This is a genomic window from Chroococcidiopsis thermalis PCC 7203 (assembly GCF_000317125.1).
Taxonomy (GTDB): Bacteria; Cyanobacteriota; Cyanobacteriia; order Cyanobacteriales; family Chroococcidiopsidaceae; genus Chroococcidiopsis; species Chroococcidiopsis thermalis.
Window position 1 is genome coordinate 1,560,902 of record NC_019695.1, and the last position, 12,042, is coordinate 1,572,943.

The 12,042-nt window shown below is 44.4% G+C and carries 13 protein-coding genes; 11 read left to right on the forward strand and 2 right to left on the reverse strand.

Features of this window, described 5'->3' with window-relative positions:
• Window positions 1-3: 3 nt before the first annotated feature.
• From ruvX to mltG, 4 genes are read left to right on the forward strand one after another with little or no spacing between them, the layout of a single operon-like run.
• Window positions 4-498 (forward strand): Holliday junction resolvase RuvX, encoded by a 495-nt coding sequence (ruvX, locus tag CHRO_RS06900; RefSeq protein ID WP_015153473.1) that lies wholly within the window; start codon window positions 4-6, stop codon window positions 496-498.
• Window positions 499-501: 3 nt separating this feature from the next.
• The gene (locus CHRO_RS34245; RefSeq protein WP_255410082.1) at window positions 502-624 is read left to right on the forward strand and encodes a hypothetical protein; all 123 of its coding nucleotides are present in this window, start codon (window positions 502-504) and stop codon (window positions 622-624) included.
• A 24-nt stretch (window positions 625-648) separates the two neighbouring features.
• Window positions 649-1,227, forward strand: coding sequence for a DUF3727 domain-containing protein (locus CHRO_RS06905; RefSeq protein ID WP_039715744.1), 579 nt, complete (start codon window positions 649-651; stop codon window positions 1,225-1,227).
• Between the two features lie 52 nt (window positions 1,228-1,279).
• A complete protein-coding gene (gene mltG / locus CHRO_RS06910; RefSeq protein WP_015153475.1) occupies window positions 1,280-2,338 on the forward strand; it encodes an endolytic transglycosylase MltG in 1,059 nt (352 codons plus the stop codon).
• A gap of 14 nt (window positions 2,339-2,352) precedes the next feature.
• Here the strand turns inward: mltG and CHRO_RS31735 are convergent, their stop codons facing one another.
• Complete coding sequence (locus tag CHRO_RS31735) at window positions 2,353-2,496, reverse strand: hypothetical protein (RefSeq protein WP_181824283.1); 144 nt, start codon at window positions 2,494-2,496, stop codon at window positions 2,353-2,355.
• Window positions 2,497-2,789: 293 nt separating this feature from the next.
• On the opposite strand from CHRO_RS31735, the gene psbO reads away from it, so the two are divergent.
• The 7 genes from psbO to CHRO_RS06945 all read left to right on the forward strand — a co-directional run bounded on the left by psbO (window position 2,790) and on the right by CHRO_RS06945 (window position 10,539).
• On the forward strand, window positions 2,790-3,614 hold the full coding sequence (gene psbO, locus CHRO_RS06915) for a photosystem II manganese-stabilizing polypeptide (protein WP_015153476.1): 825 nt from the start codon (window positions 2,790-2,792) through the stop codon (window positions 3,612-3,614).
• Window positions 3,615-4,171: 557 nt separating this feature from the next.
• On the forward strand, window positions 4,172-4,954 hold the full coding sequence (locus CHRO_RS06920) for an RNA polymerase sigma factor SigF (protein ID WP_015153477.1): 783 nt from the start codon (window positions 4,172-4,174) through the stop codon (window positions 4,952-4,954).
• A 178-nt stretch (window positions 4,955-5,132) separates the two neighbouring features.
• Window positions 5,133-6,464 (forward strand): hypothetical protein, encoded by a 1,332-nt coding sequence (locus tag CHRO_RS06925; protein ID WP_015153478.1) that lies wholly within the window; start codon window positions 5,133-5,135, stop codon window positions 6,462-6,464.
• Window positions 6,465-6,493: 29 nt separating this feature from the next.
• Complete coding sequence (locus CHRO_RS06930; protein ID WP_015153479.1) at window positions 6,494-6,793, forward strand: hypothetical protein; 300 nt, start codon at window positions 6,494-6,496, stop codon at window positions 6,791-6,793.
• A gap of 61 nt (window positions 6,794-6,854) precedes the next feature.
• Complete coding sequence (hisS, locus tag CHRO_RS06935) at window positions 6,855-8,141, forward strand: histidine--tRNA ligase (RefSeq protein ID WP_015153480.1); 1,287 nt, start codon at window positions 6,855-6,857, stop codon at window positions 8,139-8,141.
• A gap of 262 nt (window positions 8,142-8,403) precedes the next feature.
• Complete coding sequence (locus CHRO_RS06940) at window positions 8,404-9,174, forward strand: hypothetical protein (RefSeq protein WP_015153481.1); 771 nt, start codon at window positions 8,404-8,406, stop codon at window positions 9,172-9,174.
• A 372-nt stretch (window positions 9,175-9,546) separates the two neighbouring features.
• On the forward strand, window positions 9,547-10,539 hold the full coding sequence (locus CHRO_RS06945; protein ID WP_015153482.1) for a cyclic di-GMP-binding domain-containing protein, MshE-related: 993 nt from the start codon (window positions 9,547-9,549) through the stop codon (window positions 10,537-10,539).
• 108 nt (window positions 10,540-10,647) lie between these two features.
• On the opposite strand, the gene proB is transcribed toward CHRO_RS06945, so the two are convergent.
• Window positions 10,648-11,763: a glutamate 5-kinase gene (gene proB, locus CHRO_RS06950; RefSeq protein ID WP_015153483.1), complete on the reverse strand. Its 1,116-nt coding sequence runs from the start codon at window positions 11,761-11,763 to the stop codon at window positions 10,648-10,650.
• Window positions 11,764-12,042: the final 279 nt, after the last annotated feature.

The window sequence follows — 12,042 nt, forward strand, 5'->3', positions numbered from 1 at the left end:
CAAATGCGATCGCCGTCCACTACTGTGGTTAAAACGCCTAAAGCATTTGTTTCCGCTTTGGGTCTAGATCTCGGTCGCAAGCGGATTGGAGTAGCTGGTTGCGACGGTACGGGTCTGATTGCGACAGGTCTGATGACGATCGAGCGTAAATCTTTTGCTGAGGACTTAGCCCAACTACAGTCCCTCGTCCAATCGCGCCGCGTGCAAACAATAGTAGCTGGACTACCGTACTCTATGGACGGTAGTTTGGGTTTTCAAGCTCGACAAGTCCAAAAAGTGGCGAAGAGAATCGCCAAAGCGCTCGACCTCCCCTTAGTATTTGTAGACGAGCGACTGACATCTTTTCAAGCAGAACAATTCATGCACGCCGAAAATATCTCCCCCTCGCGACACAAAGCTCTGATCGATCGCAAAGCAGCTGCCATAATTCTGCAACAATGGTTAGATACAAGAAGAAGTGAGCAGGGAGCGCACGAGCGATCGAGCAGTGAGCAGTGACCAGTGACCAGGAACAGTTATCAGACACGCACCACGCCTGAGCGCACCACACACCACTTTTTTGCCAACAACCAACAATTAGCAACTGATGACTCTTCCCATGTCCTCAGCTTTAAGCTAATCTAAAGTTTTCCGTCAGCTATTATGGCTATGTTTTCATCGGCATTTGAAGAAAATAACGAATATTCCAATTCGAGTTCCGTCACGCTCAAAGACGAAGCAGGGCGAAGCTTAGAATGTTACGTAGAGCGATCGCTGTTGGTCGAAGACAAAGAATATCTCTTACTCCTACCCGCAGATGCAGCAGTAGAAATTTTTGCTTGGCAAAGTCATGATAGCGACGAGGAAGAAGCAGTTCCCGTAGAAGATGACGAAACCATCAATAGTATTTTTCCTACTGCTGAAGCCGTTCTCGCCGAGCAAAATCTAGTCCTCAAGCGGACAGCCTATGCTTTAACCGTAGCAGGGGAATTACCTCCAGTGGAAGAATCAGAATTGTTTACGCTGGAAATTGAAGATGACACCAGCGATATAGAACCAGAGCAACTGCAACTGCTAGCTAGTTTCTACCACGAAGACCAAGAGTACTCTGTTTATACGCCCCTCGACCCCTTGTTATTCTTTGCGCGATTGAATAGCTCCGGCAATCCAGAGCTACTGTCTCCAGAAGAGTTTCAAAAGTTACAACCGCTACTAGCAGAGCAGCTGATTGACGAAATGGAAGAATAGCGTAAACTACTGCCTTTAGATAGTAGTTGTCGATACCTATGGGCATATAGTAGTGCAAAAACTATTGAAGTGGCGCATAATTTGGGCTTTAATCCCCTTGACTCTAGGAATAGGCGCTTGGTCGAGCTGGAATTGGTGGCAGCACTCCAGCGCCCCGTCTCAACCTTTAGAGACAGCAAATGCTACGCAAGTGCAGTTTCGCGTTCCTCCAGGCACAGCTAGCCAGCAAATCGGCAAGCAGCTAGAGGCAGAAGGACTAATTCGCTCTAGTCAAGCATGGAATTTATGGGCAAGGTGGCTGCACTGGCGAAATCCCAATGGGGGATTTCAAGCAGGGACATATCAAATCTCTCCCAGTCAGTCTTTAGAAGAAGTGGCAAATAAGATCTGGCACGGTCAGGTAGTGCAGCAGAGCTTCACGATTCCTGAAGGCTGGTCTTTGCGGCAAATGGCGGCTTATTTTGAACAACAGGGATATTTCCCTGCTAGCGAGTTTCTCAATGCCGCCAGTCAAATTAAACGCGATCGCTTTTCCTGGCTACCTGCTGATATTCCCCATCTCGAAGGTTATTTATACCCCGACACGTACAAGATTGGTAGTGGTTCCGTTACGCCAACTCAGGTGGTGAACCAAATGCTGCAACGCTTCGAGCAAGTCGCTTTACCTTTATACGAACAAGGCAAAGATCGGACTGATTTCGACCTGAAGCAGTGGGTGACATTAGCTAGTATTGTCGAAAAAGAAGCTGTTATCCCTCAAGAGCGATCGCGAATTGCAGGCGTATTTGTCAAGCGATTGCAAAAAGGTTATACCCTAGGCTCCGATCCTACGGTAGAGTATGCCCTCAACCTGCGCCAAACAGCAGACCAGCCCCTGACTTACGCTCAAGTTAATACCCCTTCGCCATACAATACCTATCGCAATCCAGGACTACCACCTACACCCATCGCTAGCCCTGGCATAGCCAGTCTCAAAGCTGCACTCGATCCCGAATCAACGCCCTATCTCTACTTTGTTGCCCGTTACGACGGCTCTCATGTTTTCAGCCGCACCCTAGCGGAACATAACGCCGCTCAAGCCGCCATCCGCAGGCAGCGGCAAAAAGGCTAGACAGTTATCAGTTATCAGTTGTCAGCGAAGTAGTGCGTGGTGTGGGCTGTAGGTTGTGGGGTGTAGGGAAATTCTGGATTTTGGATTTCTCCTCTGCTTCCTCTGCTCCCCTGCTTCCTTGTCTCCCTTGCCTCCCCCCTCTCCCTTGTCTTCTTCACCCCTCACTCCTCACTCCTCACCCCCTACATAAACGTCACATCCCCGTGTAAAATTCTGTAATGGGAGCGAGGTTGAATCATCATTCAATGAGCTAAACCCCAAGAGTGAAAAAGTGTTTGAAATGAGTGGGGATCTCACCTGACGAAAAACGCATTATAAGCAATTGTTCGCATTTGTTGCCCGCACAAACAAATGTACTCTTGGTAATGAAAGCTAATATTCGCTTGATTGTCACTTGTCTTCACTAGCATTTTTATTGGTTAGATACAGACTTAAAAATTGAGGTTGATCGATGAAGTATCGCGCGCTAATTGTTGCCTTCCTAGCTTTGTGTCTAGGATTTCTTACTGCCTGTAGCGAACCCTCACAAGTAGCAAGCAGAGAACTACTCACATACGAGCAAATTAGAGGCACTGGTCTAGCTAATAAGTGTCCTCAACTGTCCGAAACATCTCGCGGATCGATCGCGATCGATCCGAATCAATCCTACAGAATGGTAGAACTGTGTTTAGAGCCAACATCATTCTTCATCAAAGAAGAACCAGTTAATAAGCGTCAAGAAGCAGAATATATTGCTGGAAAACTGTTGACTCGCTACACTTCGACCATCGACCAGGTACAAGGCGATCTTAAAGTCAATCCTGACAAAAGCTTGACTTTCGTTGAAAAAGATGGTCTTGATTTCCAAGCGATTACCGTACAATTACCAGGTGGTGAAAGAGTACCTTTCTTATTCACAATTAAAAACTTGGTGGCACAAACTCAGCCCGGGTTGACCAGTATTAACACTTCCACTGACTTTGAAGGTAAATTTAACGTCCCATCTTACCGGACTGCTAACTTCCTCGACCCCAAAGGACGAGGCGTAACCACGGGGTATGACAATGCGGTAGCTCTACCTGCATCAGCAGACAAGCAAGGGTATGCCAATGTCAAGAGTGCAGGAATTGAAAACGGGTCAATTTCTCTCCAAGTTGCTAAAGTTGATAACGCCACAGGAGAGGTAGCTGGTACTTTCGAGAGCATCCAACCTTCTGATACGGATATGGGTGCGAAGGAAGCTTTAGATGTAAAGGTTCGCGGTCTATTCTACGCTCGGATCGAACCACAAGCGTAAATTGTTAGACAATTGAATCGGATGCAAGACCTGTAGGGGCGTACTGCTATTGTGCGCCCCTACAAGCGTATTGTATCGAGGAGAAGCGCTATGAAAAGCACAAGCAGGTACGTTATCAATAACTGAACTTATCGGTAACTTAGAAGTGTCGATAAAAACTGCATGTTAAAAACTGGCTAAAAACTGTATGGGGGCGTTCAGCCCCTTTTTTTGCATATATTGCTAGCTACTTTATGTAGTTTTTTTTAGGAGGTTATCAGTAGAGCAAAAGTTACGTTAAACAAAGATCAGTGGAATTTCGGTAGCTGCGATTATGCAAAAGTTAATACCCTGGATTGTTGTCAACCCCTTATTCGTAATCTGTCTAGCGACCTAAAATTAAGCTTTTTTTCGACCGCACAAACAATTTTTCCCTGAATCTCCATTTATGAGTCATTCCAGTTTTTTCTAGCCTTTTCTACAACTTTGCTCCCTTGAGTATTTGTGGCAAAATGCGATGCCGAGTCATAAAACTTGCAGCAGTAGCTTCCGTAATATCGCTTAACAATAAATAAATTATGGTTCTTACTTATACTTTAACGAGTCCCGAACTTAAACGCGAGAGCGCTCAACTGCTACGAGAATATCAACAGTCTCGCTCCGCAGCGATCCGCAATCAACTGGTGACACTGAATCTAGGATTGGTGAGAAAAGAAGCCCACTTTTGGAGCAATCAATGCACGGAAAGTTATGAAGACTTACTGCAAGTCGGTTGTATGGGATTAATTAGGGCAATTGAGAGATTTGACTTATCTAAAGGTCATGCCTTCAGTTCGTTTGCCATTCCCTACATTCGGGGTGAAATTCAACATTATCTGCGCGATAAAGGGGTATTAGTGCGGATGCCGAGACGCTGGCTGGCGCTTCAGCAACAGGCAATGACATTTTCTCAAGAGTGGCGCACGCAACACAATCGCCAGCCCACGGATGCTGAAATCGCCGCCGAGCTGGAAATTTCTATTACGGAATGGCAAGAAATTAAACTAGCATGGACAAATCGCTCCCCTTTAAGTTTGGATACTCCGGTGCAGGATGAAGAAGGAGCAATGTCTCTTGGTGAAATGGTTCCCGATCAACAATATCGTAGCTTTCAACTAGCCCAGGAAGACCAACTGCGCCTACAACAAGCCCTAGTAGAGTTAGAGCAGCGCACTCACGAAGTCTTAAAATTTGTTTTTTTCTATGACTTAACTCAAAAAGAAGTGGCAGAACGATTAGGTATCAGTGTTGTCACTGTTTCCCGTTGTGTTAAAAAAGGACTTGCTACCTTGAAAAGATCGATGGCAGGCAACGATGAATAATTAGTTTTGATAATCAACTGATAGGTACTGACAGTAAATAATTCTGAAAAATTTTTAGTTAAATTAAAAACCTGGCTCGAATTTGCTGCCATTGAGATTGAGGTAAATAAGCAATAAGGACGTGTTTGGTGTCATTCAACGCACTATCTAAATCATAAATAAAGGGTAAGGAAGGGGTATGCATCGACTTTCAACGACCGCTGTAGCAGGAATGCTAGCTTTGACAATAGCCGGATGTAGTTCGGGAGGTGAGGAAACCAGTAGTACCAACGTCCAACCAACGGCTGCCACTCAAGCCTCTGATTCTAGCCCAGAGCCGTCTCAGACACAGAGCCAGCCTATTATCGTGGCACAAAAACCAGATAACGCCCAAAAACTAGAGAAAAAACCAGACCAATCACCGCAGCCAGACCCAAAAGCTAGCCAAAAAACGCCGCCAATAGCTACACCAACAGATGGATTGATTCAGCCAACCAATTCAGACCGGCGCACTCAACAAGTCCAAAAAGGTCGTCCAGACCCGTTTGCCGAACTGTACGATGCGCAGCCAAAAGTAGCAGCAGCGCCAAAACCCCCGAAACCGCCATCAATTCCTGCTACACCAGTCCTAAAGCCAGCTCCATTACCTCCTCCAATGCCAGTCGCGCCGCCACAACCAGATTTAGCTAGGGGTACGACTGTTTTAGGTGTCATTGAAGTAGGCAATCAGTTTCAAGCAATCGTTCAAGTGCCAAATGAGGCAACCAGCCGTTATGTCAGCGAAGGGCAACGGCTAGCTGACGGACAAGTGACGGTGAAAAGAATTGAAATGTACCCAGGCTCCGAGCCAGTGGTAGTTTTAGAACAATTCGGTCAAGAGGTGTCGAGAGTAGTCGGACAAGAACCAGCTCAAGCAAATACTGGCACAACTCCAGGCTCACCCGGGAAAACCTCGTCTTCTATTTCCGTACCATCACTACCCTCTAGCGGTGTTATTCCTAGTGCAGGCGGACAAAATGCATTACCTCCATCTCCGCCAACGATGGAGAATTCAACATCAAATCAGCCGTTACCAGAAACTCCATCTCCAGAAGAACTGAAAAATCGGTTGAGAACCTCTCCGTTACCAACTGACGACCCAAACGCGCAGTCTTCCAGCGAGTCAGTGCCAGCAGTGCAGACAAAAACCTTTTTGCCAACCGTTCAACCTTCAACGGCATTTCCAGAAGAGGCACAGCCTACAGAGGCAAAGAGCGAGGTAAATAGCGAGAAAGCATCCCCACAGCCGGATAATACCCCAAATACCCCAGAAGCAAAACCTGCTCATGACTCGCTGCCGGGAGTAGAAGGTGACAATATTAGTCAATTGCAATCTTCTACCAAACTGCCATCAGCCCAACAATCTAAGCAGCGCTTGGTAGCTATATTGACTCGATCGCAAACTAATCGCACCACAACAGCGATACAATCAAACAGCAAGGCGAGAATATATCGCCAAGAATTGATCGACCGATTGCTGAAAAGCAAATAGCGGCTTGTCTCTCATAGCTCAATGTCAAGATGCAAACACAGCAGGATAGTAAGTTAAGATATGAAATCTGTTTTCCTGGCTTGCCTTTAGCAGTCTATAGGGAAGTTGCTGCCCATTTACGTCAAGTGGAAGGGGTAGAAACAGGTCTGTATCCGGCAACGAACCAGCAATTTGACTACAATCAAAGTCAAGTAGGCGGATTGTGGATTCAGTACGCTCCTACTGCTAGCTCGGCAAGTCGAGAATTAGTAGACCGGATTTTGGCTTACTATCAGGCTCGGTACGAGCAGGGAGTCGGGAGTCGGGAGTCGGAAGTCGGGAGTAGTTAATTTCCAAATCGTCTGTCATCCTGAACTAGATTGCATACTTTACAGAGATTATCGATCGCTGATGGGAGAAATTCAGGCACTACGTGGGACGCGAGACATTCTGCCCGATGAGGTTGTCTTTTGGCAACGGGTAGAAGCAACGGCGCGGCATATTTTAAGTAAAGCCGCCTACCGAGAAATTCGTACGCCGATTTTCGAGCAGACGACGTTGTTTGAACGGGGAATTGGTGAAGCTACAGATGTAGTGGGTAAAGAAATGTATACTTTTGTGGATCGGGGCGATCGCTCGATTACCCTGCGTCCAGAAGGTACGGCTGGAGTTGTCCGCGCTTTAATCGAACATGGGCTATACGCTCAAGGCGGCGTGCAGCGTCTGTGGTATACAGGTCCGATGTTTCGCTACGAGCGCCCTCAAGCTGGTAGACAGCGGCAATTTCACCAATTAGGTGTAGAGGTTATCGGTAGTGCCGATCCGAGGGCAGATGCAGAAGTTATTGCGATCGCTACAGAGATTTTACAAAATCTAGGGCTGAAAAACCTGCATCTCGACCTTAATTCAGTTGGGAACAAAACAGATCGGCACAATTATCGTCAAGCACTAGTAGACTATTTCACGCCCTACAAAGGCGAATTAGATCCAGATTCCCAAGATCGCTTGACCCGCAACCCCTTACGAATTCTAGATAGTAAGGACGAGCGCACTAAAGAGATCGCTCAAAACGCTCCTAGCATTTTAGATTATCTTGGCTCTGAGTCGCAGCAACACTTCGAGCAGGTACAGCAATTACTGAGCGATTTAGGCATTAAATACCAACTCAATCCCAAGTTAGTCAGAGGATTAGACTACTACACCCACACAGCTTTTGAAGTTATCTCCGATGACTTGGGAGCGCAAGCAACAGTGTGTGGTGGTGGGCGTTACGATGGGTTAGTCACAGAATTAGGTGGACCCGATACGCCTGCGGTAGGATGGGCAATTGGTCTAGAACGATTGATTATTTTATTACAACAATTGCAAACGCCCCCAGTTTCGGAATTAGATTTCTACGTAGTTTCACGGGGCGATCGCGCTGAGGCGCAAGCACTGATACTAGCACAGAAATTACGCCAAGCAGGGTTTAGCGTCGAATTAGACCTCAGCGGTAGTGCCTTTAAAAAGCAATTTGCCCGTGCTGATAAAAGCGGCACGGTGGCTTGTCTAATTTTGGGCGATGAGGAAGCAGCCAACCAAACTGTCAAACTCAAGTGGATGGCAACTAAAGAGCAAACTGCGATCGCCCAAACTGAGCTTATGACAATGATAGATAGACTACGCGCAGACATTCAATCTTTTAGAGCCGAACGCTAACCGTTGACGGAATAACCGATCTAGCTGGCTAACGAGCGCCAAACTCCAACTACAGCACAGAGGTTGGGCAAGTTTCTGCTGTATAACTTTACACTCTTTTCACTGAACTTTCAAATAACCTTCACATAATCTTAGGTTAAATTTAGGTTAAAATTTTTAAAATATTTCATTATGAGGTTTCATAAATTAGTTATGAAACCTCATTGCGTAATTACAAGCATTTTTCTATTTAAAACATAGAAAATCATTTGGAGAATTTGACGTGATAAAACGCAGTCCAGTGCGGGAAGATTTGCCGCAAACTCTCTTATTCGAGCTAACGCCACAGCATACCTTAAAATTTTTGTTAGTGGCAATTACTATACTTGCTATTGCTAGCTTGAGCGTGCAATTTGGACTTTATTATTTACCAGAATATCCCGCCAAGAAGATTTTATCAGGTTTGTTTTTTGTAGACCATGAATCTAATATTCCGACACTGTATTCTGTCTTAACCTTACTTTCTTGCTCTCTTATTTTAGGATTTATTACTAATGCCAAGAGAGCCAATCGAGGAGCATATATTAATTATTGGATGACCTTATCAATCATATTTTTATTTTTAGCTATTGATGAGTTCGCTAGTCTACACGAAAAATTAATTGAGCCATTGCAGATAAGATTAAACGCAAGTGGGTTTCTTCACTCTACCTGGGTTATTCCTGGTGCAGCTTTTGTTGTGATTTGTTTGCTTATTTTTACACGATTCCTCAGCCATCTTCCTACCCAGACTCGTCGCTTATTTCTCTTAGCTGGCAGCTTGTACGTTAGCGGTACGCTGGGAATAGAGATGATAGGAGGCTACTATTCTAGTCTAATGAATGATAGAAATGATATTATTTATACTGTTATTGTTACAGTTGAAGAAAGTTTGGAAATGTTAGGTGTAGCAGTGTTTATTTACTCGTTACTTCACTACATAAGTTACTATATGAAAGGTACAGGCTTACGTATAAATATTGTGACATCTGAAAAAAAGCGCCGTAGTATTTAGCTGTTTGCTATACCAAGGCATCGAACAATTTAATTTAAAACAATTATCTAGCTCAACTTTGCCAATCACAAAGTTGGGCTTTTTTCATGCTGTATTATTGTGTTTAATCAATCTTTATTAGTTTATTTGTACTATTTGCATGTCTTTCTGGCGATCGCATTCAAGTCTAAAAACTAGTAACGAGTCTTTTGTTGTCTGCGTCTAAGTATATTTTCTTAAAGAAGTATAAATTTGTTGTTTTTTACCTTTACTTTTACTTAATCATCTGTTAACTATAAACTAATGAAAAAATTGATTTTTAATAAATTGATGACATAAGGCAGAGCTAGCAGTCTTTTGCCTAATAAATTGACTTGGATGTGAGAAAAATTAATGACCAAAAATGTAGAGCTAAAACCGTCGCTTACAAAACCTTTGGGACAGTATCTAGTTGAAGCTGGAATTATCACTTCAGAGCAATTAGAAACTGCACTGGCAGAGCAACAACAGACAGAAAAACGTATAGGAGAAATTTTATCAGTTCGAGGTTGGGTAAAACAGGAAACTATTGAATACGTGATGAAAAATATTGTTTTACCAGAGCGCGAGATAGACGAGCAGAAATTACCAAACGAAACCTTATTTCGCTCGAACAGTCGATTTGCTACCAGTCAGAATATTTATCTTTCTCCTCAAAAGATTGTTCGATTTTTGCTCATTTTAGTATTTAGCATAATTTTTGTCTGTGTTTTAGTTCAAGCTAGTACTTACCTTTTACCCAGCTATCCGTTACAGGATACTTTAGTTTCTCTATTTAATATAGATGGCGAACAAAACGTACCTGCATTCTTCTCGTGGTCGCTCTTGCTATTTTGTGCTTTACTGTTAGGGGCGATCGCGTACAGCAAAAAAGCCAATCGAGAACCCTACGCTTCTCACTGGACGGCACTAGCAATTATTTTTTTCTATTTGTATATAGATGAGGCAATTGGAATTCACGAAAGAATTGGTCTGATCGTCAGGGATAAATTCAATCCGAGCGGTTTTTTCTATTTTGCCTGGACGATACCTGGTAGCATTCTTACAATTATCTGCTTTCTGGCATTTCTGCGCTTCATTAATTCTCTTCCTTCTAAGATAAAGTATTTATTTCTATTAGCTGGAAGCATGTACGTTGGAGGAGCATTGTTGGTAGAAATGTGTAACGGATACTATAGATCCTTGTATGGCGATAGCCCGATTTATTACGCTCTGACCGCTGTAGAAGAAGGCATGGAAATGCTAGGAATTGTTACTTTTATCTATGGACTAATGACATATATTAGTTCATCTATGAAAGGCATACATCTTTCAGTTAGGATTCCGGCTAAGAAAGTCAAAAATTAAAAGTCAAAAGTCAAAACAAGAGTTTTTGAGTTGAGTTCGTGTTTTGGTATGGAGCAAATTCGCTTTAGGTAGAAAACAAATTCCTTGTGCCTTTTTCAATTCCTCAGATTAAATCAAAACTAGATTATCGCGGTGAATTATGTTTGCTGCACCAGCATAGCCTAAAATTGTGGCAATTTCTCTCGAGTGTCGCCCGCGAATGTTTTGCAGTTCGCTACTGCTATAGTTGACAATACCTCTAGCAACTTCTTTGCCAAAGCGATCGCAAATTTGAACGGCATCTTGACTGTCAAATTCGCCTTCAATGGTAGTAATGCCAGCCGCTAGTAAAGATTTTCCCTGCTGGCAAATTGCCTTAACCGCACCGTCATCTAAGTAAAGCTTACCCGTAGGAATTAAACCATAAGCAATCCAGCGTTTACGAGCGTTAGTCGGTTGAAGTTGAGGCGCGAACTGAGTTCCTAAAGGCTCTCCCTGGATAATTTTTTCAATATTATGTGGAAATCGCCCTTCAGTAATGACAGTACGGACACCAGCCGCTGTAGCAATTCGTGCCGCTGCAATCTTCGTCACCATGCCACCCGTTCCCCATTGGGAACCAGGAGAACCTACTTGTACTTGTAATTGGGCTAGTTGTTCCATGTGCGTTACCAACGCAATTGGCTGAGCATCGGGAAACGATCGCGGATCGGCAGAATAGAGACGGTCTACATCTGTCAGTAAAAATAGCCAATCTGCCTCAACCAAACTGGCAACTAGGGCAGAGAGAGTATCGTTATCGCCAAATTTTAGTTCTTGAACTGCTACCGTGTCATTCTCATTCACAATTGGAATCACGCCAATTTCCAACAAGGCTTGAAATGTGTTGTATGCATTGACATAGCGACTGCGTTCTCCAACATCGCTACGGGTCAGCAGCACTTGAGCGATTGGCTGTTGCAGAGTTGTAAAAAAATCGTCGTATACGCGCATCAACCGTCCCTGTCCGACAGCCGCTACTGCCTGTTTCATTGCCATCGTGCGGGGGCGCTCTGTCAGCCCCAATCGAGCGCAACCGATCCCTACAGCTCCAGAAGACACTAAAATCACCCGATGCCCCTGACGACGGAGATGAGAGAGAGTTTCTGCTAAAGTCGCGATCGTGGAGAGAGCTAGTAAACCTGTCTGCGATTGCGTCAGACTAGAAGTGCCAATTTTGACAACAATGGTTTGAGTTCGCAACATCTTTAAAGGGCTTAGGGGAGAAGAGAGCTGAGGGAGCAAGACAAGTCGCAAGTCAAAATTAACTGGTCACTGGTCACTGGTCACTGGTCACTGCTCGTGCGCTCCCTGCTCCCTGCTCCCTAACAACTAAACAATCATAAAGCACCAGTCTTCTTAGAGAAGAAGGCTGGCGCTTCATGGGGTTATGACTGATGATTTATGGCTGGGGTCTTTATAAGCGCAACCCCTTATTAACTTTTAGTATAATCTCAGACATTTTGCTCAGCTCCACTCTCTTTA